This is a genomic window from Arthrobacter sp. alpha11c (assembly GCF_054149985.1).
The window spans coordinates 3,252,683-3,278,361 of sequence record NZ_CP196747.1; the positions used below are offsets into that span (position 1 = coordinate 3,252,683).

At 61.1% G+C, this 25,679-nt stretch carries 23 protein-coding genes, 4 tRNA genes and 1 riboswitch; of the genes, 15 read left to right on the forward strand and 12 right to left on the reverse strand.

Features of this window, described 5'->3' with window-relative positions; translation table 11 throughout:
- Nucleotides 1-77: 77 nt before the first annotated feature.
- Complete coding sequence (locus tag ACTAQJ_RS14855; protein ID WP_498697208.1) at nucleotides 78-776, reverse strand: GntR family transcriptional regulator; 699 nt, start codon at nucleotides 774-776, stop codon at nucleotides 78-80.
- A gap of 399 nt (nucleotides 777-1,175) precedes the next feature.
- On the opposite strand from ACTAQJ_RS14855, the gene ACTAQJ_RS14860 reads away from it, so the two are divergent.
- The gene (locus ACTAQJ_RS14860) at nucleotides 1,176-2,159 is read left to right on the forward strand and encodes an ornithine cyclodeaminase family protein (RefSeq protein ID WP_498697210.1); all 984 of its coding nucleotides are present in this window, start codon (nucleotides 1,176-1,178) and stop codon (nucleotides 2,157-2,159) included.
- Between the two features lie 138 nt (nucleotides 2,160-2,297).
- Nucleotides 2,298-2,678 (forward strand): nuclear transport factor 2 family protein, encoded by a 381-nt coding sequence (locus ACTAQJ_RS14865; RefSeq protein ID WP_498697212.1) that lies wholly within the window; start codon nucleotides 2,298-2,300, stop codon nucleotides 2,676-2,678.
- Nucleotides 2,679-3,372: 694 nt separating this feature from the next.
- Here the strand turns inward: ACTAQJ_RS14865 and ACTAQJ_RS14870 are convergent.
- Both ACTAQJ_RS14870 and ACTAQJ_RS14875 read right to left on the reverse strand, forming a co-directional pair.
- The gene (locus ACTAQJ_RS14870; protein ID WP_498697214.1) at nucleotides 3,373-4,179 is read right to left on the reverse strand and encodes a GIY-YIG nuclease family protein; all 807 of its coding nucleotides are present in this window, start codon (nucleotides 4,177-4,179) and stop codon (nucleotides 3,373-3,375) included.
- Between the two features lie 671 nt (nucleotides 4,180-4,850).
- Nucleotides 4,851-5,585, reverse strand: coding sequence for a hypothetical protein (locus tag ACTAQJ_RS14875; protein ID WP_498697215.1), 735 nt, complete (start codon nucleotides 5,583-5,585; stop codon nucleotides 4,851-4,853).
- 91 nt (nucleotides 5,586-5,676) lie between these two features.
- On the opposite strand from ACTAQJ_RS14875, the gene ACTAQJ_RS14880 reads away from it, so the two are divergent.
- From ACTAQJ_RS14880 to ACTAQJ_RS14890, 3 genes are all read left to right on the forward strand, one after another.
- A complete protein-coding gene (locus tag ACTAQJ_RS14880) occupies nucleotides 5,677-6,564 on the forward strand; it encodes a hypothetical protein (RefSeq protein ID WP_498697217.1) in 888 nt (295 codons plus the stop codon).
- Nucleotides 6,565-7,119: 555 nt separating this feature from the next.
- A complete protein-coding gene (locus ACTAQJ_RS14885; RefSeq protein WP_498697218.1) occupies nucleotides 7,120-7,329 on the forward strand; it encodes a hypothetical protein in 210 nt (69 codons plus the stop codon).
- Nucleotides 7,330-8,337: 1,008 nt separating this feature from the next.
- On the forward strand, nucleotides 8,338-8,922 hold the full coding sequence (locus ACTAQJ_RS14890; RefSeq protein ID WP_498697220.1) for a hypothetical protein: 585 nt from the start codon (nucleotides 8,338-8,340) through the stop codon (nucleotides 8,920-8,922).
- Between the two features lie 93 nt (nucleotides 8,923-9,015).
- On the opposite strand, the gene ACTAQJ_RS14895 is transcribed toward ACTAQJ_RS14890, so the two are convergent.
- A complete protein-coding gene (locus ACTAQJ_RS14895) occupies nucleotides 9,016-9,339 on the reverse strand; it encodes a helix-turn-helix domain-containing protein (protein WP_498697221.1) in 324 nt (107 codons plus the stop codon).
- Nucleotides 9,340-9,425: 86 nt separating this feature from the next.
- Between ACTAQJ_RS14895 and ACTAQJ_RS14900 the strand changes: the two genes are divergently transcribed.
- Nucleotides 9,426-10,319 carry an HNH endonuclease gene (locus ACTAQJ_RS14900; RefSeq protein WP_498697224.1) on the forward strand — a complete coding sequence of 298 codons (894 nt, stop codon included), beginning with the start codon at nucleotides 9,426-9,428 and terminating at the stop codon, nucleotides 10,317-10,319.
- A gap of 501 nt (nucleotides 10,320-10,820) precedes the next feature.
- The gene (locus tag ACTAQJ_RS14905) at nucleotides 10,821-10,997 is read left to right on the forward strand and encodes a zinc ribbon domain-containing protein (RefSeq protein WP_498702205.1); all 177 of its coding nucleotides are present in this window, start codon (nucleotides 10,821-10,823) and stop codon (nucleotides 10,995-10,997) included.
- A 260-nt stretch (nucleotides 10,998-11,257) separates the two neighbouring features.
- Here ACTAQJ_RS14905 and ACTAQJ_RS14910 read toward each other — a convergent pair.
- The 3 genes from ACTAQJ_RS14910 to ACTAQJ_RS14920 form a co-directional block, all read right to left on the reverse strand.
- A tRNA-Phe gene (locus tag ACTAQJ_RS14910) sits at nucleotides 11,258-11,333 on the reverse strand.
- A 48-nt stretch (nucleotides 11,334-11,381) separates the two neighbouring features.
- Nucleotides 11,382-11,455, reverse strand: a tRNA-Asp gene (locus ACTAQJ_RS14915).
- Between the two features lie 85 nt (nucleotides 11,456-11,540).
- A tRNA-Glu gene (locus tag ACTAQJ_RS14920) sits at nucleotides 11,541-11,613 on the reverse strand.
- Between the two features lie 406 nt (nucleotides 11,614-12,019).
- Here ACTAQJ_RS14920 and ACTAQJ_RS14925 point away from each other — a divergent pair.
- Nucleotides 12,020-12,955: a DMT family transporter gene (locus ACTAQJ_RS14925; protein ID WP_498697226.1), complete on the forward strand. Its 936-nt coding sequence runs from the start codon at nucleotides 12,020-12,022 to the stop codon at nucleotides 12,953-12,955.
- 1 nt (nucleotide 12,956) lies between these two features.
- Here the strand turns inward: ACTAQJ_RS14925 and ACTAQJ_RS14930 are convergent, their stop codons facing one another.
- Nucleotides 12,957-13,880, reverse strand: a complete 924-nt coding sequence (locus ACTAQJ_RS14930; protein ID WP_498697228.1) for a carbohydrate kinase family protein — start codon at nucleotides 13,878-13,880, stop codon at nucleotides 12,957-12,959.
- 158 nt (nucleotides 13,881-14,038) lie between these two features.
- Between ACTAQJ_RS14930 and ACTAQJ_RS14935 the strand changes: the two genes are divergently transcribed.
- The gene (locus tag ACTAQJ_RS14935; RefSeq protein ID WP_498697231.1) at nucleotides 14,039-14,563 is read left to right on the forward strand and encodes a metallopeptidase family protein; all 525 of its coding nucleotides are present in this window, start codon (nucleotides 14,039-14,041) and stop codon (nucleotides 14,561-14,563) included.
- 10 nt (nucleotides 14,564-14,573) lie between these two features.
- On the forward strand, nucleotides 14,574-15,494 hold the full coding sequence (locus tag ACTAQJ_RS14940; RefSeq protein ID WP_498697233.1) for a cation diffusion facilitator family transporter: 921 nt from the start codon (nucleotides 14,574-14,576) through the stop codon (nucleotides 15,492-15,494).
- Here ACTAQJ_RS14940 and ACTAQJ_RS14945 read toward each other — a convergent pair.
- A complete protein-coding gene (locus ACTAQJ_RS14945; RefSeq protein WP_498697234.1) occupies nucleotides 15,491-18,262 on the reverse strand; it encodes a PEP/pyruvate-binding domain-containing protein in 2,772 nt (923 codons plus the stop codon). The genes ACTAQJ_RS14940 and ACTAQJ_RS14945 overlap by 4 nt on opposite strands.
- 20 nt (nucleotides 18,263-18,282) lie before the next feature.
- Entirely contained in the window at nucleotides 18,283-19,320 is a 1,038-nt protein-coding gene (locus ACTAQJ_RS14950; protein WP_498697235.1) for a universal stress protein, read from the reverse strand.
- 428 nt (nucleotides 19,321-19,748) lie between these two features.
- Between ACTAQJ_RS14950 and ACTAQJ_RS14955 the strand changes: the two genes are divergently transcribed.
- Nucleotides 19,749-20,441, forward strand: a complete 693-nt coding sequence (locus ACTAQJ_RS14955) for an FAD-binding protein (protein WP_498697237.1) — start codon at nucleotides 19,749-19,751, stop codon at nucleotides 20,439-20,441.
- A gap of 144 nt (nucleotides 20,442-20,585) precedes the next feature.
- Here ACTAQJ_RS14955 and ACTAQJ_RS14960 read toward each other — a convergent pair whose 3' ends face one another.
- Together ACTAQJ_RS14960 and ACTAQJ_RS14965 are read right to left on the reverse strand one after the other, a co-directional pair.
- Nucleotides 20,586-21,353: an NlpC/P60 family protein gene (locus tag ACTAQJ_RS14960; protein ID WP_498697239.1), complete on the reverse strand. Its 768-nt coding sequence runs from the start codon at nucleotides 21,351-21,353 to the stop codon at nucleotides 20,586-20,588.
- 3 nt (nucleotides 21,354-21,356) lie between these two features.
- A riboswitch (cyclic di-AMP (ydaO/yuaA leader) is annotated at nucleotides 21,357-21,525 on the reverse strand.
- 174 nt (nucleotides 21,526-21,699) lie between these two features.
- The gene (locus ACTAQJ_RS14965) at nucleotides 21,700-22,323 is read right to left on the reverse strand and encodes a copper resistance CopC family protein (RefSeq protein ID WP_498697241.1); all 624 of its coding nucleotides are present in this window, start codon (nucleotides 22,321-22,323) and stop codon (nucleotides 21,700-21,702) included.
- 113 nt (nucleotides 22,324-22,436) lie between these two features.
- Here ACTAQJ_RS14965 and ACTAQJ_RS14970 point away from each other — a divergent pair, with 113 nt between their 5' ends.
- The 4 genes from ACTAQJ_RS14970 (at nucleotide 22,437) to ACTAQJ_RS14985 (ending at nucleotide 25,622) form a co-directional block, all read left to right on the forward strand.
- Nucleotides 22,437-23,879, forward strand: coding sequence for an NCS2 family permease (locus tag ACTAQJ_RS14970; protein WP_431117711.1), 1,443 nt, complete (start codon nucleotides 22,437-22,439; stop codon nucleotides 23,877-23,879).
- A 76-nt stretch (nucleotides 23,880-23,955) separates the two neighbouring features.
- Nucleotides 23,956-24,915 carry a formimidoylglutamase gene (hutG, locus tag ACTAQJ_RS14975; protein WP_498697242.1) on the forward strand — a complete coding sequence of 320 codons (960 nt, stop codon included), beginning with the start codon at nucleotides 23,956-23,958 and terminating at the stop codon, nucleotides 24,913-24,915.
- A gap of 56 nt (nucleotides 24,916-24,971) precedes the next feature.
- Nucleotides 24,972-25,280: a hypothetical protein gene (locus tag ACTAQJ_RS14980; RefSeq protein ID WP_498697244.1), complete on the forward strand. Its 309-nt coding sequence runs from the start codon at nucleotides 24,972-24,974 to the stop codon at nucleotides 25,278-25,280.
- A gap of 271 nt (nucleotides 25,281-25,551) precedes the next feature.
- A tRNA-Cys gene (locus ACTAQJ_RS14985) sits at nucleotides 25,552-25,622 on the forward strand.
- Nucleotides 25,623-25,679: the final 57 nt, after the last annotated feature.

The window sequence follows — 25,679 nt, forward strand, 5'->3', positions numbered from 1 at the left end:
AAGTCAGCACCGGCCCCGGCGCCAGCCTGGGGCTGGCCGGCTGCGGCGCCAGCCTGGGGCTGGCCGGCTGCGGGAGCCTAATTGGTTTGCTTGGCAGCCTCGTCGCGCCCTGCCCAAATACCGCGAACGTGCCGCATGTGGCTGCTCATTATTTCCGCGGCCCTTCCTGCATCCTTGGCCTCCATGGCATCCAAAAGGAGCTCATGCTCCTTTGTCGATTGGACGAAGACTTCCTTCCCCGCGAGATCTCCCAACCCTAGAAGCCTGCTCTGGTCCCTCAGGGTTCCAATGATCTCGAGGAGCTTCTCGTTCTCCAGGGCTGAAAGGAGCGTCAAATGGAATTCCCGGTCCGCTTCCACGAAGTCCTCCCACTCCCCAGCTGCAGCAAATGCATCCGTCCGCCGGCACAGGTGCCTGAGGTTGGTGAAGTCCTTGATGAGTGTACGTTCCGTAATCTCCCGCACCGAGGACACCTCGATCATCGCGCGAATCTGCACAACGTCGTCAAGCTCCTTGTTGGTCAACTTCCGGACAAGGAACCCCCTGTTGCGCTTCATCTCGATGAGCCCCTCCTTGGCGAGGTCATGCAGCGCCTCGCGAACGGGGGTGATGGAAACGTTCAGGCGTTCAGCAACCGCACCGATGGAATGCATGGAACCCGGTTCAAGACGGCCGGAGACGATCTGCGAACGGATGATACGCACTGCCTGTTCCCGAAAACTCTGGGTTCTGACTTCATCGCCAGCTCCCTCGTTCCACGCCAATGCTGTAGCCATGGCCACTCCTGTTCCTTTGTAAGGTCTGACACCCCATTTTAGACCCGCTGCATGGAAACGCGGGCGAAGCACCACCACAGGGACCCGCTTTGCCTCTCACAGATGAGCGGCAGCTGTGGGTCGATGCTGCAGATCCTCTGTAACGAGCTTTTCATTTCCAAAACTCCTCGACGGGTAGACTGGCTTATACTTAGGTGTAATACCTTACAGTAGAAGCGTAGGACGATCTTAGGCTCATCGTTGAGTCGTTAGTGCTGCAGAAGCCGCGAACGCCGCGATTAGATCTTTCGAGCATGCAGTTGAAGAACCAACCACTTACGTAAGTGGCGAAAAGACAGGTGGAAACAGTGATTCCAATACGAAAAGGATCCTATCTGCGCGCGAAGTGCGGGGTTCCCGATGCAGCTTAATTTCATTTCCGATGAGCAGGTTCGGGCTCTCCTCTCCCCCCGCCAAGCAGCGGCGGCCATCGCTGATGCGCTCATTGCCGGCCTGGATCCATCAAATGATCCTGAACGCAGCCTCATCCCGCTCAAAGACGGACAATTTCTCATCATGCCCGCAGAGGCCAAAACCCATACCGGTGTGAAAGTGGCTACCGTCGCTCCGGGAAACCCCGAGCGTGGACTTCCGCGTATTCAAGCGCTCTACCTCCTGTTCAATGCTCAAACACTCGCCCCAACGGCGATCCTGGACGGTACAGCACTGACGACATTGCGCACGCCTGCAGTTTCCGTTGCAGCTGTGCTGCCCGTACTCACCCAGGGATCAGAACCCCTACGGCTCGCGGTTTTCGGTGCAGGACAACAGGGGGTGGGTCACGTAGAGACCATTTCAGGAGTCCTGAACGGGAAACGTCCCGTCGAGCACGTAACGTACATTGTCCGTAACCCCTCAAGGGCAGCCGTACCTGCAGCTCCGGGCCAGGAGGTTATCGCCTCGGACTCACCCGAAGCAGACGCAGCAGTAGCCGCGGCAGACATCATTATTTGTGCAACATCCTCCGCGGAACCACTCTTCGACTCCAAGCTCTTACGCTCGAACGCCATCGTCATCGCCGTAGGTTCCCACGAACCGCATGTCCGCGAAGTAGATGCGGCTTTCTGTGAGCGTGCACAGGTCATCGTTGAAGATGTCGCCACAGCACTGCGCGAATCAGGTGACATAGTCCTCGCCATCGGCGAAGGAGCATTGACCCGAGAGCAACTGATTCCAATGCGGAACGTTGTAACAGGCGCCGTTCAGCTTAGCCCTGATCGACCCGTCCTGTTCAAGAGTTCCGGAATGTCCTGGGAAGACCTAGTCGTCGCCAGTGCCATCGTGAGAAAACATGACGCCCGCAGCAATGACCGCGCGTTCGCCAGTCATCTAACAATCCGCTGAGTACTCCCCACCAAGGACAAGTCCACCGGCACCGGAGACTGACCGACTCACATCCAGCAGAAAGACTATTTCCTTGAGAACTTCCACCACAGCCTCATTAATCGGCTCACCCAACGCCCGGCAAACAAGGGTGGCATCATGACCACGCAGCCAAACAAGGTCTGGGAGGCCTACAACGAGGCAGAAAACACGAGAGACTTCACCGCGATGGCACAGCTCGTTGCCCCGGACATAAGCATCACCGTGAACGGTATCAAATCTGTGTCTTCTGCCGAGGAAGATCAAAGCGAAATGCGTCACGTCATGGAGATTTACCCCGACTATCGGCGGATCCTCGTAGAGATCCTCAGCTTTGGAAACCGGGCGGTCGCTCGCTGGCAGATGCTGGGCTCCTCTCCCACAGCACCCGACCTGAACGCCACGGGCTGCTCCATCGTGACAGTCAAATATGGCCAGATCACAGATGCATACCTCTATTACGACAGTGCCGCACTGGACTCGGTCTTAGGAAAGCAATAACAAGTCGCAACTCCTCTTTCGGTGCTTGAAAGCTGTTAGAAAAAGATTCTTCACCAGGCGGTTGATACCGTCCGCCTATACCCTCGAGCCCACACCCAAACAGACCCTGCCAGGGACCGGCCGTAGCACTCGAAGATACGTCGACGTCAACTAGTGCAGAGACGGGCAATCACCAGTGAGTGGACGCAAAGTAGGCTTGGGATCCACTTCAGCCGAACCTAGGACGTAGTGAGGTGATGCCCCAGCAATCTCTTCGGCGGAGGAGCAACCTGGCACACCGGCCACCCTGCCCTTACCCTCGCCTGCTCCTACATCAGATGGAAGTGAACGTAAGAAGGGTTCGTGAAATGCACTCACTCTATTGAGCAGTCGTACTCATCACCGGCGAAACGGCGGCATCGGAACCCAGCTCGTCCACGCCGCCCTCACACGCGGCGCAAGCAGGTCTACGCCACCGCACCCACCCGGACGTCAACGAGTCCCCTCAGCGGTGATCATGCCTCCGAATGCGATGGAGGCATGACAACTGAAGACGCGGACTCGGAGGGCGTTGTCCATGGCACAAAACATTCGGTTCATGAAGTACCGGGTCGAGTTTCACCTGGACCCCGCAGGTCGAGTTTCACCTGGACCCCGCACTGGGCAGGAATAGGTGGCTGGACGACGGCAGGGGCCCGTCGGCCCCGTCGCAGTACTATGGCGGGGGTGCGGCGAGTTTCTGGTCTTCTATCTGCTGAAAGGTAAGACCAGCTGAGTTCTTCCATGTGATGCGGCCATTGATGTTGGCTCCTATCAGCACTGCGGCTGCCATACTGGGGCTCCCGAACAGGTGATCCCTTAACAGGCTGAACTTGCCGTTCTGGACGCTGGCAATACCTTGTTCAATCAGACGCTGGCGGTAGGCGCGGATCGACGCTGCCGCAGAGGGCGCTGGTTCAGCGCGCCCATGGGAACCGGCGAGGACCACCACTCCTTCGGGCGTGGAGAAGCCTTTCAACTCTGAATCTCGGACATTGCCGAAGATCATTTCCGGTCCGTCGGCTGCATGGCCTTCCTGTACGAGCGGTTCCAAGATAGGGTACCCAAGAGTTGTAACGAGCACCGAGATGGTTTCAAGATATTCTTGGCAGTCGGCCTCCAATGGTGCTGGGGTGTGAGGGTTGGACGCGTCGTTACGGTTGGACAGCTCATACCGGCCGGCGGCCGTGGCCTGACGAATCGCTTGCCATTCCATGTAACTGACATGAGTGCTGGTCCAAGAGTTGGTTAGGGACACTGCGATAAGGGCCCTGCTCCAGAATTCCTTCGACCCGTCGTGGTTCTTGATCCGGGTTCCAACATCTCCCGATTGACCGATATACGCCTCGCTGAGCCCCGCGGTCGACTCGCCAAACAGGAAGTAGATGCCAACGTGCTTTGACTCTGGCATCGCCCTGAAGTCGCTAAGCAGCGTCCTAGGTACTTCGAAGACGCGAACCGTGCGTGTCGTAATTTCCGCCATACGAATGCCTGCGGGGTCTCCCCCGGGAAGAAAGATCTGAATGGTCTGAGGAACACCCATACAGACAACATGATGGTCCGAACCCAGAAAAGCAACCAGGGGCCGTCACTACCCGGCGGTCTTCCTGGCAGGACCGACAAATCCCCGGCGTCACCGCATGGATCTGAGGCACGCACCTAGTGGAACGCCCCACGCCCAACTATCGCCGTAATACACAAGCATCCTTATTCGGCCATCCTGCCTCATGAACTCCCTCATCGAGCACAAGCGAGATACTTCACGGCAAGACGAATTATCGACCCGTTCAGAGCGAGGAAAGATCTGTGGAATCATGCGCTCTCGGCTTCCGCCGCTACCTGGACATTAGGATGCTGCACGGATCTTATAAGAGCGGTTGGCGACGGCGGGACTATCGGCTCTGTGAAGAAGGCCGACCTGGACCAGGGGCCAACCAAAAGCCGCCGCGCTCGCCGCAGACAAGAAAGCACAAAATCGTAGTGGGCGTGTTCTGAACCTCTAGGCGGAGGACGGGCAAACCGTCATCGATACCAAGACGGTTGATCTTCTCGCCCCGGGCCCGCATTCCACATGGAACGGCGCCACCCGCGGCCACGGTGTAATTTTGGTGATCACGTCGCCGCTGCCCCTGTTCTTCGTGGCCAGTCCCAGAACTACGACTCCGCCGTCCCGGCTATTAGCGAACTGGGACACCCACTGGGCAAGGCGAATCTTTCCAACTTCCGTAGTAAGGTCAGCGTGCTGGCTCTTCGCCTCGAGCCAGACACCTTCTGGTTGGCCAAGCAATGCCTTGGCATGTCACCACGAACTAGCTCCGCCACCGTTTTTCGCGTCACCTCACCGCAGGACGCCTCAAGCAATGCAATAACATCCAGCGCATCGGAGTACAGCTCGGATAGCCAGCGACCGCGTGGATTGAATCGCATCGCCACGGTTACAAAAATGTCGCGATCGTAATGGCGTTCCGCCTCAACACTAAGGAGCGAAAGGCGCTTTCTGTGCAGCAATGGGGTGAGTACAGCAGCCACATCGAGCTCCGCATCGACGTCGTAGTCGTTTGGAAGCGTAAGGAAGCACTGCACTACCAGCAGGACTTCCCCTTCATCGAAGGAGAAGTACACACCTGACACCGGTAGATTCGGGAGATCGCGAAGGTCGAAATCTGATGGGATTCCTCCCGCCCGAATAACCATGTCGGAGGGGGCGTAGTCCAGACCCCGATGCTTCATCAGTTTCCGGTACATCTGTCGAAGGTGCGTGGCGCTAATGCCCTCCAGGTCGCTCGCCACCACGTCCAGAGAATCGTTCCTGTCTCTGCGTTCGAAGCCGTTCAGCAACCAGTAATAGCCATCCTCGTCGGCGTTAATGTTACCGCAGCTAAATCTCATTGGCCTGTCTATAAAGTTATGACATTACATTGGCGACTGTGGCCCGTATAAGAGGCCCTTCCATTTTCCCCGTGTGTCCTAGGCTTGCCTCATGACGTGGGCAGACTTCGAGGTCAGCACGATACTTGAACGTGACGTGCTTGAACGCGCGATGCCTCTTGTCCCTCAGGGCACTACCGTCACCCGTGCGACTCTCGACTCGGCGACGGACGAGACACAGTTGTTCGTCGCCGCGGCCGACACCTCAGGCCCCACTCCCGAAGGCTGTGTCACCCTGCTGAAGCTTCGCCCGCTACTCTTCGGAACGGCTTGGAAGGTGCTGGATCTGTTCCTGGAGGCGTGCTTCCTGCAGGCTGGCGAGCAGCCCGACCAGGATCGCGGCTTCAGCATCAAGCGAAAGCGCGATCTCGCGCGGAACTTCAAGGGGGCGCCCAGCTTTCTGCCGGAGGACATTTGGCAGGCCGCGGCACTCACGTACGATGCGACAGCGGAGGTGCGGGCCAGTCTCGTGCACCGCAAGGTCTACACGGACCCCACGAATGCCTTGGTGGGACACGACAACGGAGGCGGGCGTCTCCGGCCCGTGACTGCGGTTGAGCAAGAAGCACTGGTCCGTGCGGCACTCCGGCTGTCCGAGGCCGCGAAAGCCCATGTAAAGGACGCTCGCACCGATGCAGATCTGCGGGTGCATTTCAGAGTCCTGTCTGGTCTGCACAAGGTCAGCCTGTCGGGCGCGACGGCCTCGATTGCCTCAATTCGGATCTTGACGGTCATCGTCGATCCGGAGCCAGACGGCAGTGGCTATACGCTCGATATCCCACACATTAGGCAGTGGAATCCGTGGCCAACCGCGCCCTATACGGACATCGTCGTGGCATTCCGTGATCGGCCTGGGCAAAACATCTTCGGCCGCCTTGAAGAGGCGCCGAACCAACTGCTCTTGATCGACCCTGACCAGCCTCCAAGATGGCTCCGATAACACCAACCCCCAACCACGGCATCGATCACGGGTGACGCCAACAGGGACGTCGAAACTCCGGCTCACCGCGGTTGGAACGGACTCATTGTGACGGTCGCGTCGGGTGTTGCTGTTGGCCATAGTTGGCCAGACGAGTTACGCATCGCCGGAAGCGCAAACACTCTCTCCAAGGCAACCATCACTTTTGCAGGAGCAACTTAAATCATATTTAATACTTTCAAACCCGTACGGCTAGTCGGGCGCTATCACCGGCGGGCAGGGCTGCCCGCGAAACGAGGGTCTACCCCCACCCCGTTGCTGGTAGCTGCGATCGAGGCATGACCATGGTGATTGTCACCCATATTGACCGGTTATCAGCCCCAAGGGTGGCTGTCATGGCTGATTCCCAGATACCGGTTGGGCCACACCCGTCAGGCAAGGGGGTATCACCCTGTATTGCGTGGGGGTAGTGCACTCACGACTTCTCGAGATGCCGCCTAGGGGCTTCGTGACTGCTACATGCTTTACCGGCGGCACGGTCTTTACGGTAGTCGCAAGGAAAGGGATGATCATTGCATGCCAGTCGCAAGCGTTGTGCGCGCACTCAAGGTCACGTCGTGGGCACTTGTTGCCCTCGGCTTCCTGCTGCTGGCGACCGGCATCCTGAGTGGCATGTGGGCATGGGCCTACATCGCGGTGGTGATGGCCATGTCGATCACCGAGCGGGTGCTTAGGGACCGGGAGGAAATCCGGCAGGAGCAGACACACCAACCGCACGCCGAATAGACCCAGCCAGCAACCGAGCTCACCACCTCCGACGGGGTACCCATCAGAGGTGGTGTCTATCAACGTCGGAACAGCAAACCAGTCGGATCCGCCCAGATCCGTTCGAAGCCCGAGAAGCCAGCCGTCTACGACCGTAGTTGTGCGCTTAGCGTCCCTGTAGAACGCCTTGTGCGCCGAAATTCTGACGACGCTTCGTTGGGCCCCGATTCGGGTAGGTCTGGACAGGCAGCGCATCGTTTTTCAGGGCTGATACGCTTCCAGCCGCAAGGACACATCGTCCGCAGCAAGAGAGGCGGGTGAATCAAGGCGCTGGGCCACAAGGGCCTTCCGAGAGAGGCAGGTGCGCTCTCATCCAATCCCCAGTGAGAGACGTAGGTGAATTTGTGTCCTACTTTGATACCCAAAGCAATCCTCCTCAGGCTCTCGTTTGCACGAGAGACGCAGGTGACAACAACCACGGGTGTCGCCAGCATGGCGACCGGAGCACAGGTGCCTGGCGGCACAGAGCGATGATCCAACGTCGCGAGAGACGCGTCCCCGGACTGGAGCGGATCAGCATCAGAAAGCCTGAGGCGTCCGCCCTTAGGGGGAGGCCGTCATTTGGAAAGCCGTTGGCCACCAATCCACCCCCACCAATCCACCCCCACAAATAAAGGCCCAATAGCCCCGTTATTTGCCCTAACTCACCCCATGCTGAATCGGGCGATTCTCGGTCGGAATCCGCTGTATTGCGGGCTTCGGGGCAGTACGGTAGCATCCTCCACCAGAGTTATATAGGACACATCGCGGCGGGGAAACGACGATATGCCAAGACCAAAAGATCAGTTCCGGCGCAGTTGCCTCGTCTGCATCGCTACCAACCCCCGCTATCTTCCGCCCAACCCCCACTACGCCAAAGGGCTTTGCGAAAAGCACTACCGGCAAGAACAGCGGAAGAAGCCGAAGTGCAAAGCCGCCGGCTGTACAACCCGGTTGGTACCCGGATATTCCCGAGAAGGCTACTGCCGGATGCACGAGCCCCTGTTGCTGGTGGAGCCGATCCGCACGCCTGAAGCCATGCGCCGAACCCTGGACAAATTCGTGAGACAGATTACGCCGACCCGCGACGGCCTCGATGGCCTGTTTGGATGTTGGCCTTGGACCGGCAGAATCAACAAGGTAGACGTCAGCCCAACAGGTGAACTGCGGCCAGGATACGGCGTCATCAGCATCGACAACCACGAATGGCTGGCTCACCGCTACTCCTACGGACTCTTCATGGGCGGACACGGAAACCGCCTGACGCTCGACCATGTATGCCGCAACACCCTCTGCGTCCGCCCCGACCACATGATGCCCATGACTTCGCGCCGCAACAGCGAATTGGAACACCGCCGAGCGTCCGAACAACCCGAGGCAGTTATTCAGGATCTCTTCAGCATCAAGCAAATGAGCGTTGAGACAATGCTCCGGGCGATGCTCCAAGGATTGCCCATTGGCAGGACGACCCCTGGTGGCGGGCCCTTTGCCTACGGGCTCGACGGGCAGGCCTTCGAACATGTGGCAGGTCCGGTAGATTATCCGCCCGTTACGCAATTGATCCGGCGAAAGTAAAGCTCAAACAAAGCCACTCGGCCTTGGTCGACTTCCCGGTGTGCGGCTGCCCCTGAGCCGCGCTCCAGACTCACGCACCTGCAGGTGGGGCCGCTACGTCTGGTCCGACTTGTTCATCGCCCTGCTACCGCCCCGGTAAGGGCTGACAGATGGATGGCGCCCAGCAGGCACAAACAGCTCAGTGATGTCACAACCCAGGACAGCGGCTATATCCCACAGCCGCTCGTAAGCAACACTCTTCCGGCCCCATTCGATCCCAATAATCATGTTCCGGCTCAGGCCTGATTCCAACGCCAGGGCCTCCTGTGTTAATCCCTGCTCCAGGCGAATTTCCCGGATGCGGCCTCCAACCACCATTCGTCGTTCCGCCCACCGGAGCGTTTGCTCCTTGGAAGACTGCTGCGGGCGAGTGGGCATGAATCAATGCCAACCAATAATGTCAGCCTTGTCTGCTCCACTAGTGATACATAAAAGGGTCAAGTGGAGTTCGAAAGGTGCAGAAGATGAGCGAGCGAGCCTCAGAGGCCGGGGCGGCAAGGATGCCGGAAGAAGTGGATTCGTGGGGTCTTCCGTCCATAGGTTTGCCCACGGACACCGCCGGTTCTCCGACATTTTCCATAGACGTCACGCCAGGTGGCAACGACAGGGTGTCCGGCGAGTACCTGAAAGAGGTCAGACTTTCTGAATTATGGGTATCCTTGGGTCTGCAAGGGATATGCGCAGCGCCGGATTGCGGTTTCGCATACCGACTCCACGACGGCATGTGCCGAAAGCACTGGACCTGGATGCAGAACTACGGCACCGTAGAGCCCCCCATCTGCAGCTTCCCGGATTGCGGCATCACCTACGAGTCGGATCCTTCCGGCCAGTTCAGGGCCGGCATGTGCAACAAGCACTATCTCAGCAACCTCCGCGCCGACAAACGCGCCGAGAATATGGGCCCCCGCTTCTGCGTGCTTGAGGCCTGTGGGATCGACATATCCCGAGGCAGGACGAATCAGAAGGCCTGCACTCCCGAGCATCAGGTAAAAGCCTGGATGATTGACTTTCAGATTTCCGAGCCCGTGCGTGCCAAGTTCGACGCGAACAAGCGCGTAGGGGACCGCCGGGCAAGGAAGTTTAATAATCCCGGCTACGAAGCGTTCTCCGCGGCAGACTGGTTCGCGATTCTCGTTGCTGCAGACTTCCGCTGCACATACTGTAAAGATCGGACGTACGACATGCAGATGGATCACGTCCTCCCGCTTTCGAAGGGCGGGCCGCATTGCCTGAGCAACGTGACCCCAGCTTGCCGCCCCTGCAATCTGTCGAAGCACGACAGCACGGTTGAGGACTGGCGGGCACGCGAGGAACGAAAGGCAACCAAGAAACGTAGGAGCTACGTCCTCGCAACATGAATCGTGTCGTCGACTATCTCGCTCGCCGATTCGAATGTTGACCCGCATCGGCGAACGGAACCGTGCGCCACCTCGACAACTTCGTCGAGACTTCAGACCGACCGGCTGCCTCGTCGAGCCTGTGGTTTACATGCGGCGGTGGGGATTCCACCGCCAGAAATGGGGCGTGGAGGAGAAGGCCCGGTGGACAAGGACTTCGACCTGCTCGACCACCAAACAGCCGCCAAGGCCCAGAGGGAAGGGGCCCGCCGGAAGGCGGGGGCTTGGGCCTCGTGGAACGAGCCCGCAAGGCCCAGCCTTTGGGGCGGCAGCCATCGTCGTTGAAGCTCTAAGGACAGTTGCTATGGCCACCGGGCAGCACCCCGCCCCGACGGCAACGGGGGCTATCTCCCCAACGGAGGTAACGCAAAGACCGGATCTAGCCAGTCAATACGCGATGAAGGCTGGGGCCAATTCCGGGATCTGATCAGCGCCAAGGCTGAAAGTGCCGGGCGTGATCTTATTCGGGTTAACCCTGCCGACACTTCCCAGTCCTGCGGTGAATGCGGGCACGTGGATGCGGCCAACCGGAAAGGCAAGGACTTCCTCTGCCTTTCGTGCGGGCATCACGACGACGCCGACATCAATGCGGCGGTCAACATACTAAGGGCCGGACTGGTCCTGCGGGGTGCGGCGTGAGCCACTTGGCGAGAAGCCCGATTCTTGGGGGAGAGGTCACAGCCGTCCTGAAGTCCCCCAAGTCAGGGAGAGATCACATTCGAACAGGGGTTGTGGGGGCGTCTGGCCTGCGCGGACACCGAGCCTCTACCAAGGAAATACCAGGGCTCCTGTTCCGATTTTTCCCGATCGGATCCGATCCAAGCCGGATTCGGCATGCGGACGGAGTAAAGAAAAACCCCGCCAATCCCCAGGATTACTGGGAACTGCGGGGTTTTCGCTGGTGGCTCCGACCGGCGTCGATCCGGTGACCTTTCGATTTTCAGTCGAACGCTCTACCAACTGAGCTACAGAGCCTAGGTGACAAGTCACCTTGAGAACCGAAATTTCTTCCGGTGCTCAGAGCGACCCTGACGGGACTTGAACCCGCGACCTCCGCCGTGACAGGGCGGCGCGCTAACCAACTGCGCTACAGGGCCTTGCGTTTGCAGTATCTCTACCGCGTTTTTTTCAAGGCTTCTAGCTTACCAGACATTTTTCATCCGATTTACCACTTGCCTTGCGTACCCCCAACGGGATTCGAACCCGTGCCGCCGCCGTGAAAGGGCGGTGTCCTAGGCCGCTAGACGATGGGGGCCTGAACTCAATTCGGATTATGCGAGGAAAAACAACACTTTATGCGTTCTTTTCGGTTCTCACCCGTCCGAACTGGACTCTAAAACTTTAGAGCATAGATGGCGATATTCCCAAATCGAGGTCTGCGCGACTATCCAATAGGGACTACCGGACGTGCTCAAGGAGGTCGCCCACCTGGCAATCCAACGCCTCGCAGACAATGCTTCCGGCCTCCTGGCAGAGGAATCCGGGGCCGAGGGGTCCAGGGGCAGCCGCAGGACCACCTCTCCGGCGCCATTGCTCATGATCGCCGAGACAGTCGAAACCGATGCGATGAAAACACGCTCCGTCAAACATTGGCAGTTTCTTGCCGTGACGCGTCCGAAAACCGCCAGCCCGGCCAGCCTCCCCGGGACTAGATTGGCTCTATGACAACCACCACCCCGGCCGTACCCGGTCAGCCGTCCCCGGGCATGCAACCGCGCAACACCCCCGCGCCTGCAGCTCCCATCAGCAAACTTGGCATCGCCGCCGTCGTCGTCACGGTAGTCCTGTGGGCTTCAGCGTTCGTGGGCATCCGCGCTGTGGGCCCGAGCTTCTCCCCCGGTTCCTTGACGCTCGGACGGTTGGCGGTTGCCGCCGTCGTTCTTGGAATCGTGGTGCTGCCTAGCCTGAAAGTCTGGCCGCGGGGCAAGGAATGGTTGCCCATCGTGGCGTACGGGGTGATGTGGTTCGGCGGTTACAACGTGGCGCTGAACGCTGCGGAGCACATGCTCGACGCCGGTACCAGCGCCATGCTGATCAACGTCTCGCCGATCCTCATCGCAGTCCTCGCCGGAGTGGTCCTCAAGGAAGGCTTCCCGCGGTGGCTTCTGATTGGCAGTGCCGTTGCATTCGGTGGCGTGGCGATGATCGCCCTCGGTTCGGGTCAGCGCTCGACGGCGGATGTGGCCGGGGTGTTGTTGTGCTTGCTTGCCGCCGTGCTCGCCTCTGTCAGCGCGATCCTCCAGAAGCCGGTCCTGCGGAAGTTTACGGCGGGGCAAGCAACGTGGTTCGGCATCATGGTGGGCGCTGTTTGCTGCCTCCCCTGGACAGGGCAATTGATCGCGGAAGTCCAGTCAGCGCCGCTGCCGGCCACACTCGGCTTGGTCTATCTGGGCATCTTCCCTACCGCCATCGCCTTCACAACATGTGCGTATGCGCTGTCCTTGATCTCGGCCGGCAAACTGGCCGCCACGACGTATCTGGTCCCCGGCACCACCATCCTCATCTCTTGGGCTGTGCTTCAGGAAGTCCCAACCATCTGGGGACTGATCGGTGGCGTGGTGTGCTTGATCGGCGTGGCCCTGACCCGGCGCAAGTGAGCTAGCGGGCCATACCCGCAAGGAGCTCGCGGTGCGTAGGCGGATTGGCGCCCGGACGGCCAACGGTAATGGATGCTGCCATGGATGCGATGGTGCCGATCCGCTCCAGAACGGTCGGCGCCAGACCGTCGCTGCCACGCAGAAGCAGGCCCATAATGAGCGCCGACATGTATGAATCCCCGGCGCCGATGGTGTCGGCCACGTTCGAGGGGATGGCGGGGACGGTGAGTTGGATGTGCCGGGTAGCCATGAGCGAACCGCTGGAGCCCTGGGTCACTACCGCGAGTCCAGTGCCAAGGGCCAGGAGGTGACTCGCAGTGTCCTCCAACTCCTTGCCCGGGTACAGCCAACGGGCGTCGTGGGCACTCATTTTCACGACGTCCGTCAATGGCACCACCTCTTCGAACAGGGAAAGGGCCTCGTGGTGGCTGCCCACGAGGGCCGCGCGGATGTTGGGATCGTAGGTAATCATGCAGCCGCCCTGCGCTTGCTCCAAGAGGCTCCGGACAACGCTGGCCCCAGGTTCAAGGAACGTGGCGATTGAGCCTGTGTGCAGGATTTTTGGGGCATATGGCAGCGCGAGCGGGGCAAGTGCCCACTCAATCTCGAACGTGTACTCAGCCGAACCGTCGGCAGCGATCCGGGCAGTCGCCGTCGCCGTTTTGCCCAGCGACTTCGATCCCGGCAGCAATACCACGCCTGCGCCCTGAAGGTGTGCGGCAATGGCGTCGCCCCGCTGGTCCCGTCCGATGGCGGTGAGCAGGCCGGCCTTCACGTCCAGGCGGCCCAGCCCATAGGCGACGTTGGCCGGCGAGCCTCCGGGATATTCGATCTGCCCATCGGGCGATTCCACGATATCGATGAGCGCCTCACCTACGACGACGACGTCGAGTGGCTCAGGAGCGGAGGTAGGAGTGGCGGTCATGCGGTTCCTGTTCGTTCGTTGATGAGATGCGGGGGCTGGCCGACGGAATGCCGTTCGACGAGGTCGCACTCGAACAGTTCAGCATGACCTGGGGACAGTGCACCAGCGAGTATCAGCTCCAGGACCTCAATGTTCCTTGTTGGGGCTAGAGTCGGATCATGTCCGCGAATCTCCCTCCCGGCCTGCCCATCGTTCCCGACGGCGATCTCCCGTCCTCGCCGCTTCCGGAGCGGAAGGCAGTGCATAGCCCGATCGAGCATGCCCCAAACGAGAGCGCTGGATTAGCCGGAGTTGCCGCGGATTTTCTTGCCGCGCCGTTCCAAATGTCGCCAGAGGAGTTCGAAGAAGCTGTGAGCGACGCTTTGCAGCTGATCCCACCCAAAGCTGCCAGCGCCATGGACAACGTGGCAATCTTCATCGAGGACGACTACACCCCGCGCCCGGATGAAGATCCGGACACCGTATTACTTGGTTTGTACGAGGGCGTGCCGCTGACCGAACGCGACTCCTGGTGGGAAGCCGGCTCCTTGCCGGATCGGATCACTATTTTCCGCCAGCCCATCCTGGACATCTGCGCCACCCGCGAGGAAGTCATCGACGAAGTGGCCATAACGGTGATCCACGAGATCGCCCACCACTTCGGAATTGACGACGACCGCCTGCATGAGCTCGGCTGGGGCTAGCCTTGTAGGCATGGGGCACGATCACAACCACTCCCACGGAGTAACGGCAACCGGCAAGCATCGCAATCGGCTGATTGCAGTCCTGGCCATCACTATAGGTGTGGTGGGCATCCAGGTGGTTGGCGCGCTCATCTCAGGATCGCTGGCGCTGCTGGCCGATGCAGGCCACATGCTGTCCGACGCCGCAGGCGTATTCATCGCGTTGATGGCGGCCTGGATCGCTACCCGCCCGGCGAGCGATCAACGGACTTACGGATATCAACGGGCCGAAGTCCTGGCGGCCTTGGCCAACGCCCTTGTACTCATCGTCATCGCAGTCGTGATCATGATCGAGGCCATCCGCCGTTTTGGGGAGTCCCCGGAAATCCATACGGACGTTATGCTGTGGGCTGCGATCCTGGGCGCCGTCGCCAACCTCATTTCCCTGATGATCCTGCAGGGTGCCCAAAAGGAAAGCCTCAATGTCCGCGGGGCCTATCTTGAGGTGCTTGGCGATCTTCTCGGCTCTATCGCCGTCATTGTGGCGGCCATCGTCATCATGACCACGGGCTTCACGGCCGCCGATCCCATCGCCTCGGTCCTGATCGCCCTCATGATCATCCCCCGCGCCTGGCACCTGCTCCGCGATGTTGTGGACGTACTTCTGGAAGCTACCCCCAAGGGCGTGGACGTGAACATGATCCGTGAGCACATCCTTGCCGTGGATGGCGTAGTGGAGGCCCACGACATCCACATCTGGACCATAACTTCCGGGGTGCCCGTGTTCTCGGCCCATGTTGTGGTGGAAGACGACGTCCTTAACGCCAGCGGGGCAGACAGCATCCTGGACCAGCTTGGATCCTGCCTGGGGCGCCATTTCGACACCGAGCACTGCACCTTCCAGCTGGAGCCAGTCAGTCACTCCGAGCACGAGTCACACCAGCACGCCTAGCTTGGCGCGTCACCTGATGCGGTAGTAACCGTTCCTGCTGCGCCATCCACGGTGATGATCTGGCCTGAGCTGATCCGCAAGGTTGCGTCGGGCACGCCCACCACCGCCGGTATGCCGTATTCGCGGGCCACCACGGCGCCGTGGGAGTTGGGACCGCCCATTTCCATGACCAGCCCACCGGCGGTGAGGAAAAGGGGTGTCCAGCCGGGGTCAGTGGAGGGCGCTACGAGGATTTCCCCTGGCTCCAGATGCGCGCCAACGGGGTCCAGGATGACCCGCGCAGGGGCTGTGATGATGCCCGCCGACGCCGGACTGCCGGAGAGGGCTCCAGGAGAAGCTGGGGTTCCGCCAGCTGCAGCAGTGGCTTCAGGTTCTGTCCCGTCTGAGAGCAACACCCGCGGAATGTGCCGACGCCTCAATTCCTGCGCGTAGGCTGCGCGGCGATCTGCCACGAGTTGGTGGAGCTTGTTGCCAGCAAGGGCAGTCTCTACTTCGTTGAGGTCCAGGAAGAAGATGTCCTCGGCCCGTTCAATCCGCCCCGCCTCTGCCAGTTCCGCTCCAACCAGCGTTAATTGTTCCCTTGCCGAAGCCAAGCCGAGGACGAGGTTGTATTTGGGCAGCTCCCTCATTCCGGCAAACCTGCGCGTACGGTCCAACGCCGTGCGGACCAGCTTGGCGTGGAGCGGACTCTTGGCCCTGGCCCGCGCAACCAACCTGGCAACCTGTTCATCTGCCTCCCGGGCAGCTTTGCCGAACTGCTGGTCGGGCGCGTCCGCGGTGTGCTCGAGCCGCAGATAGTTGACCACGACACCGAGTATGTGGGTGGGGTCATCCGACCATCGGGGCATGCCGAGGTCGATCTCAGCCACAGCCCTGTGCCCATAGGTGCGCAGGAAAGCTTCAACCCCGGATTGGGCAACTGCTGGAAGTTCCCTGTCCTTGAACTGCCGAACGAGGTCCTCGAGCGTGGGATAACTCAGGAACGCCAGGGCCTCCGGGTCTTCCCTGATTTCCCTTGCAAGCTGCCACAGTGCAAGGTCCATCTCGGTGGTGACATTGTTTGGCAGCCCGCGAATTACCGTTTGGAGTTGGTCCAAGGGAGCTTGCTCACCCAGCACTTTCCGGACGAGCCCAAGCATCGCAAAGCCCAGAACAGGAAGCGGCAGGACTTGGGGAACCGTTGCGAATACTTCCTCCCCCAGGATTCTCTGCACGTGGGCGATCCGCTGATGGGCGGTGATACCCTCCGGCACCCGGAGTGCCTGATGGAGTTCTGCCTCAAGCTGCTCTTGGCGCTTCATTGCGGCGTCGGGACGGAAAAGAGCCCGGATCACCGACTCTGGAACACGGTATTTAGCGGCAACGGGCGCAACGTGCCGGATGAGTCTTATCGGAGTTTTGATGGTGACGGCGAACCGCGGGTCATCGAAAAGGCCACGAATCACCGCCGCAGAACGGGCCTCCATGATGTCAAAGATGCGGGGCACAATGGCCCGGCCCACGTTGCTGCGCAGCACGGATGTGAAGTCGAAGAAGATCCTCTGCCCGGCCTCATAGTAGGGCGATGGTCCTGAGCGTGGATCGGGGACATCGAAAGCCGCCCTGCGGGCAACACTGGAGGCAATCAGGCGGATACCCGCCAGACCCATGGGCGTCAGAGGCCTTGTGAGGCCTTGGGCGAGACTGAAGTTCAGGAACGCGTGCTCGCCGGGAGTAGCCGGCACTCGCGAGGTCAGCGGATAGAGGGTAGTAATGGGTCTTGCCTGGGTGAGCCACAGTTTCCCGGACGAATCGATCGCCCATTCTGTATCCTGCGGGGCTCCATAGTGGGCCTCGACGCGCCTCCCCAAGTCCGCGAGGCTCCGGATCTGGTCATCGCTGAGGCACGGCTGCACGGAGTGGTTTTCGCTTGCCCCGGCACCACCCGCCCGCTCAATTCGTTCGGTGCCACCGCCGGCAAGCGATCTGATCTCTACCTGCCGGTCACCAAGGGTCCGTTTCAGGATGGAGTTGCTCTGCGTATCAACTACGTATTGATCGGGGTTAACGGCGCCTGACACAACGGCTTCGCCCAGACCAGGGCTGGCATCGATCACAGCTTCATGGCGCCGCCCCGTAACCGGGTTGGCCGTGAACATCACACCGGCCGTCGCGGAATCCACCATCTCCTGGACAACGACGGCCAGCGTCACCGTGGCATGGTCAATACCGTTGGTTGTCCGGTAGCTCACTGCCCGGTCCGTCCAGAGCGATGCCCAACAGCGGCTTACGGCGTCCAGGACTGCCTCTGCTCCCACTACGTTCAGGAAAGTGTCCTGCTGCCCGGCAAAACTGGCGAACGGCAGGTCCTCGGCCGTGGCGGAGGACCTCACTGCGACGGGGGCAGCGTCTCCCATCTTCCGATATGCCGCCTGAACCCATTCAGCGACGTCGGTGGGAACTCCAGCGTCGAGCACCAAGGACCTTGCCCGGGCGGCGAGGCTATTCAGTTCGTCAAGGTCAGACGCTCCGGCGTCCTGCAGAAGTGCGAAGATCTCCTCCATACCAATCGCTGAAAGGGCGTACCGGTAGGCGGACGTTGTGAGGCAAAAGCCGGGCGGCACTGGAAGGCGGGCGGCATTCAGCTCGCCGAGATTGGCGGCCTTGCCACCGACCTCGGGGAGCATGTCCGCCCGGATATCCGCAATGTCCCGAATGAACACCGGGCCGCTTACATCCGGGCCGGCACTGTTTTCCTGCCTATGCTTCCCAGGCTGCTGGTTATCCATGGACGGTGCGCGCCATGGCCCTAAGCCGCGCCGAGCATGGGTCCGAATTTGGGCCGGTCTGCCAGCCGCGGGTCCTCTCGGTCCGGAACAACGAGGACAGGCCCCTTGGCGTGATGGAGGACGCCATCAGAGGTGGAACCAAGGAGCATGCCCGCGAAACCACCGCGGCCCCGCGTACCCAGGACAACCAGTTCCACTCCCCGGCTGGCCTCAACCAACACGTCCACAGGTGAGCCGTCCCTCAGGTCCGTTTCCACGGGCAGCTGCGGGAAGTGGCTGCGGAGCCAGGCGACGCCCGCATCCAGCTGGACTTTGATGTCCGCGAACAGGGCATCGCGGTCCAAGGGTGCCGGCACCCAGGCCAAGGAGCCGCTGTACTGCGGGACGGCGCAAATGACGCGGAGCTTTGCCCCCATCCGCTGGGCTTGTTCGGCTGCCTCAAGGACAGCGACGCGGGCCTGCTCCGAACCGTCCACACCCACGGCGACGATGTTTTCCACCGTGCGTGGCCCGGCCTTGGCGTGCTCAGCCTTGATGTGCTTGTCCTCGGTGTTCTCGCCCAAACGGTCGGCGCAATACAGCGGGACCGTTACGGTGGGGCATTTGGCGTGGGCCGGCAGCGCGCTGCTGACCGAACCAAGGAGACGCCCGACGAAGCCACCACGGCCACGGCTACCGAACACCAGGAGTGCAGCGTTCGCAGAGAGGTCAAGGAGGACACCCGCGGCATCGCCATTCTCCACTGAAGCATCGACGTCAATGTTGTAACTCGAGACCTTGTCCATGGCCTGCTTGACGATTGCTTCCGCGCCCTCGCGGATCACGGAATCGTCCACAGTGGCGTATCCGCCGTCGAGGCCGGATGCTGCGAAGATGGGCACCGAATAAGCCGTGACTATATGCAGGGGAAGTTGGCGCCGTTCCGCCTCACGCGCAGCCCATACAAGGGCGCATTGACCATGCTCGGAACCGTCCACTCCGACGACGATTCCGCCAGGCGTCACAGCCTGGTCCTCGCCGTCCCGTGGTTCTTCAATGTGTCTGCCGTGCTGGTCCATGGGGCCCGCCTCTCCACCTACTGCTTGATGTTCCGGCCATTCTGCCAGAGGTTCTCCGTACCGGTGTTCCCTTGCTGGTGTGCAACCAATAGCCGGGGCCGAAGAAACCCGCGGGGTTCTCCTTCCAATGCCCACTATTCTCGGTTGGCAATGCCGAATCAAGGCGACTATGGGCTATGTGGATAACGGTCCGGGCTCGGTTTTCGGCACGCTCACCGCTCTCCGGATTGCGCTGCGGATGAACATCCAAAACACGCTGTCGCGGAGGCTATCCATGGCAGAAAAAGTTCGGTAGTGTTCGAGTCACCGAATGGCCGGCAAAAGTGTCCTAGGACACAACCCGGCCATTTATTTGCGGCCGCTTGGGGAACTCGGACGCGATCCCACGCGCTGCCGAAAGGCACACACGTCAAGGAGGAACCCAAGCAGTGTCACTCACTCCTGATTCCGTCACGGAACGGACAACTACCGTGGTGATCGGCACCGGTCTCTCCGGTCTGGCTGTTGCCAGCGAGCTCAGCCGCTATGGCGTAGGTTCCATCGTGCTGGATGGCTTTGGCGCTTTATCGACCACCGGACCAGTTGTCCACACGGGAATGCTTCAGCGCTGCGACGCAGCAGACCCCGCGGCAATGCAGGAACGCAACGAGATCCTGCGCCATTTGCGCAACTACGCCGCCAGCCATCACCTGGATGTCCGCACCACCACACGCGCTGTTCGTCTGGACTTCCTGGGTGGCGACTCGTCCTTGCAGCTTGGATATGGGCCCGTCGCGAGCCTGAACACAGCCGGAATGAAGGCTGGGCTGAGCGTTTATGGCCCCCTTGAATCCACCCCACGGCAATGGGCCGTGCATACAGCCAGCGGAGTTCTCCTGGCAGACCACATCGTGGTGACGCGCTGTGCCCAGAGCCAACTGCGCCGAATGCTTGCCGACCTGGGAATCGCCATAGGCCAGAACCTTGTGACAGCCATGCGTGCCGTCGGGATGCACTTGGTGGGCGTTGGGGAACTTATTACACCCACGCCCAAGGAAGTACTACGGCAAGCCAAGGCAGTGGGGCAAGCGATCTCATCCAAGGTTGCCCTCCCGGCCGGGCCCGGCATCGCCCTCGCCTAGAACCCCTTGCCTGGAAACTCGGCTGAGAAACCGTCGAGCAAACCGGACCCTGTTCCTAAAACGAACAAAAGTTAACTCAGAAGGCCGGTACCCCCGAAGACGTTAGTCCTCGAAGGCACCGGCCTTTGAGTTGGAGCGTGATGCTTAGGCGCCAGCGCGTACGTACGTGATGGGGCCGGTTGCGGTGAGCCAGCTGATCGGGTGGATGCCCGTCTGGTTGCCGTTGATGCCACCGCTGATGGCCTGGCCGTTGCCGATGTAGATGGCAACGTGGCCGGACTGGACGATCATGTCGCCGGGCTGGGGGTCGCTGACAACCTTGCCGTAGTTCAGGAACTGCATGGGTGCGAGGTCGCCAACCGGGATGCCTGCGGAGCCGAGGGCCCTTTCCACCATGGCGGTGCAGTCCTGCACGATGCCGATCTGGGCGTAAGCCGAGGCGACCATAGCGGCGTTGACGCCACCAACAGCCGGAGCTGCAGCAGCAGGCGCGGCTGCCACCGGAGCGGTAGCCGTGGTGGTTGCAGCGGCCTGGACGGTAGCCGTTGCGGCCTTCTTGGCAACCGGGGCCGGAGCAACGGGGGCCGGCTTTTCAATAACGGGAGCCGCTACGGAAGCAACCGCGGGGCGCTCGAAGTTGATGGTGGCCGTGGATGCGGCCGTAACAACCTTGGTGGGACCCTCAGTGACGGTCTCGGCGACAGTAGCAGGGCTGGAGTCGCGCTGAACGGGGGTCTCTGCAGCGTGGGCAGCGATGGAACCCGTCAGGACGAGGCCTGAAGCTGCTGCGATGACAGCGGCTTGGCGACCTGCGCCGGATGCGTTGCTGGCAACAGCCTTGGAGATGGAGATGAACGGATTAGGACGTACGCTGTCCGCCTTACGACGGCCGCGAAGAATGCGTGAAGACATGAAAGAGCCTCTCCCGATGCCTGCGAGGTTAGCTGTCGGATTCGGATGGGAGTCACCCGGCCACTATCCCCCGCTGTGCAGCGGAAGCTTCGTGACTTCACCCCAAGGCGCGCTCTTAAAGCGGGCCAAAATGGGTTCCCCGTCTCTGCCGTAGGTTTGTCTGCGAACGGATTCCGGACTGCGGCAGAGCTAGGCAATCAGCCCGGAAATGCCCGTTACGTGGAACAGGCACAGGTACAACCGTACGGGAAGATCACCTCAAAGTCACATTTACGTAACGAGAAGTTCAGTTTTGGCGTGTCGTGGTGACCATTTCGAGATCTTCGCAAGTATGTAGAAAACCCTGCTATTCCGGGGAATTTTCGTCATCCGCGTCGTTGGGAGCCGCTAGTTTCTTGCGGGCTGTAACAGCGAGGAAGATCACGAGACCGATCGCCACCACAGCGAGGCCAACGATGCTCCAGGGGAAGGGTTGGGAAGCTGCCGGAGCCGGCTCAGTATTTTCCGTACCGGGGGCTGCTGTGCCCGCCGTCGGAACAGCAGCCGAAGCCGAGGGGGAGGCGCCTGCTGAGCCGCTCGCCGTCGTCGTGCTTGTCCCGGAAACTGTGAACTTGAAGGTTCCCTCGATCGGGTGGGAGTCTGAACTGACCACGCGCCACACCACCGTGTATTCCCCGGCTGGAGCGCCCGGGCGCAGCTTCTGGACAGCCATGTTGTCGATGATTTCCACTGCGCCATCTGCCCAGTTTTCGCCCCCAGCGGTGACAGTCACGCCCGAACCGATGGCAAGCGGCCGGTTGTTGAACGTGATGGACACCGACGCCGGCACTTCAGCCACCCTGGCACCGTTGGCCGGAGTTGTTGATTCGGCGACGTCATGCGCGGAGGCCGGAGCGACTCCCAGCAGCAACGCGGAAGCGAAAGCGAGAGCGGCTACGACGGCGGCCAGAAGCGGGCGGCTGGTACGCATGGGGCGGTTTCTCCTAGTGTTGGCTTCCTTACAGACTAGGCGAATCGTCCCAACGCCCCACATCAGCGGGCATAGGATTTGAGAGCAAACTCCCCCGATCCCCGGAGACCTTCATGCTTAAACAAGGTTCTGCAATCGACCGCTACTTCAAGATCTCCGAGCGCGGGTCCACATACTCGCGGGAAATACGTGGCGGCTTCGCGACCTTCTTCGCCATGAGCTACATCGTGGTGCTGAACCCGCTGATCCTCTCCGGGGCAGACTCGAGCGGGGCGTCGCTCGGTTTCACGGCCGTAGCGGCCACCACTGCGTTCGTGGCGGGCATCCTCACCATCCTCATGGGCGCCTGGGCCAAGCACCCCTTCGCCGTCGCAACGGGCCTGGGAGTGAACGCGTTCGTGGCCGTGACGGTTGCCTCCCACCCGGAGCTGACCTGGCCGGACATGATGGGGCTCGTGGTGCTTTCGGGTGTCACCATGCTCATCCTGGTACTCACCGGATTCCGCACGGCCGTATTTAGGGCCGTCCCGGAAGCGCTCAAGACGGCGATCGTAGTAGGCATTGGCCTCTTCATCGCCTTGATCGGCCTGGTCAACGCCGGTTTTGTCCGACGTATCCCGGATGCGGCCGGCACCACGGTCCCGCTCGGCCTTGGCGTGGATGGCAAGCTGATGGGCTGGCCCACTTTGGTGTTCGCTGTCGGCCTGATCCTGACCATCGCGTTGGTGGTGCGGAAGGTCCGCGGCGCAATCCTGATCGGCATCGTGGTGTCCACCGCCCTGGCCGCCATCCTCGAATTCACGCTCCACATTGGTCCCAGCTTCGACGGCAAGAACGTCAACCCGCGCGGCTGGTCCCTGGTGGCCCCCACACTTTCCGAATGGGGCGCTCCGGACCTCTCCCTGATCGGCAAAGCCAACCCCTTTGGCGCCTTTGAACACCTCGGATTTGTGGCTGCTGCGCTGCTGGCCTTCGTGATCCTCCTCAGCATTTTCTTCGACGCCATGGGCACCATGGTGGGCCTGGCCAACGAGGCAGGAACCGTGGACGAGCACGGCAACATTCCCAACGTGGACCGCGTCCTGCAGGTTGATGCCCTGGGCGCAATCGTCGGTGGCGGCGCGTCCGTTTCGTCCAACCAGATCTTCGTTGAATCCGGCGCGGGCATTGGCGAAGGCGCCCGCACCGGTCTCGCCTCCATTGTCACGGGCCTGCTCTTCCTGGTGGCCATGTTCTTCACGCCGCTCATCAACCTGGTCCCATTCGAAGCCGTGGCACCTGCGCTTGTGGTGGTGGGCTTCATGATGGTGTCCCAGGTTGGCAAGATCGACTGGCAGGACTGGGGCGTTGGCATCCCCGCGTTCCTGACGATCGCCCTCATGCCCTTCACGTACTCCATTGCCAACGGCCTCGGCGCGGGCTTCATCTCTTACGTCCTGATCCGTACTTTCCAGGGCCGTGCACGTGAAGTCCACCCCCTGATGTGGGCAGTGGCAGCTGCCTTCCTGCTGTTCTTCGGCATCGGAACTGTGGAGGAGTTGTTGGGCGTTAAGTAGCAAGTCCGGAATTTCAGACACTGCAGCACGCTGCAGCTGTTTTTTGGCACGCAGGTGGGGTGTGCTTGGCCAAAGCATGGCCCCAAACACCAGCACCAACCCCTCCGTAGACGTCCTTCCCACGCCATGGACTGGCCGCTTTGACGGCGACGGCGACGAACATCGCCGCTGGTGGCAGGCCGTAGCACCCCTCGCTTCCGCTGCCGTTCCTGGTGCCTCGCGTCCCGCCGTCGTGCTGGGTTTCTGCAGCGACGCCGGGGTGCGGCGCAACAAGGGCCGTGTGGGTGCCGCCGCGGCTCCGGCCGCCATCCGCTCGGCCCTGTCCCCGCTGGCATTCCACCTGGACCGTGACGTGTTCGACGCCGGCGACGTAGTTGTGGAGGACGACTCACTGGAAGAAGGACAACAGCGCGCCGGACGCGCCATCTCGGAACTGCTCGACGCCGGAAACCTCACCGTGGTGCTGGGCGGCGGCCACGAGACTGCGTTTGCAAGCTACCTAGGGGTGGCCGGATCCAATGCGGTGCGCAGCGGAAAGCGTTTGGGTGTCTTGAACCTGGATGCCCACTTTGACCTGCGCGATGAGCCCACCCCGAGCTCCGGCACCCCGTTCCTCCAGATGGCCCAGGAAGAACTCGCCGCCGGACGGGAACTGCAGTACGCCGTCGTCGGAATCTCGGAGCCCAACAACACCCGCACGCTCTTTGACACCGCTGACCGGCTGGGCGTGAAGTACTTGCTGGACGAGGACTGTTCCGCGGAGCGCGTCGAGACGTTCGTAGCCGACTTCGTGGCTGGAATCGATGTGCTGTACCTGACGATCGACCTGGACGTACTGCCTGCTTCGGTGGCACCGGGCGTCAGTGCCCCCGCTGCGTACGGGGTGGCGCTTCCCGTGATCAGCGCTGTTTGCCGCCAAGTAGCCGCAAGCGGGACGCTGTTGCACTTGGACGTCGCCGAGCTTAACCCGGAGTTCGATATTGATGGACGGACCGCGAAAGTGGCAGCACGGCTGGTCAACACGCTGTTGGCGTAGGGCCCTGTTCCAGGGCGCCGTCCTGCGTTTAACCTGTGGGGAAGGGAAGGACGGCGATGGGCGCAACTCCTGTGCAGGACAAGTGGGCCTGGGTGGCAGGACCCGTTGCTGTCGCGTTGGGTCTTGCCGCACATGTCATTTCCGGTGGCGGCGCCCCGGCGATGCCCGTTCTGCTGGCCTTCGTTGCCCTCTCTGCCCTGGCCGCGCAGCTGGTGGTCCGCTGGATCCACGGGCCCATCCTGTTGCTGCTGCTGTCCGGAGCGGCCCAGCAATTGCTGTTCCTCGGTTTCGAAGCTTTGGGGGGGGCTCATTTTCCGGCATCGGATTCCTTGACCATCTACACGGGCAGCCCCAGCAACCAGTGACCGTTCCTGCGGACAGTCAGCCGGGTTCAGGCGTAGTGCATGCTGCCGACCTGATGCTTTACACCCACGCAGCTGCCGCAATTCTCACCCTTCTGGTGGCCGCGGGCGTTTCCAGGCTGGCCCGGCGGAGGCGTCACCAAGGGCAACGTTCCGTAGCCTTTCGGTAATCCTGGGAAAAGCAAAGTAGTCCCCCGAAAGCCAACGTAGCCCTGCGAAAGCCGGGGCAATGAACTTTGATCGTCCCGGGTTCGGGCGCCTAGTGTCATTTGCACGTGGTGTACCCGAGAGGCCAGGGAGCTGCCTGCAAAGCAGCGCACGCGGGTTCGAATCCCGCCACCACGTCTCTTGGGCTTTACCCCCGGCCCGGCGCCAGCGATCATGAAATGAGGCGCATGGACT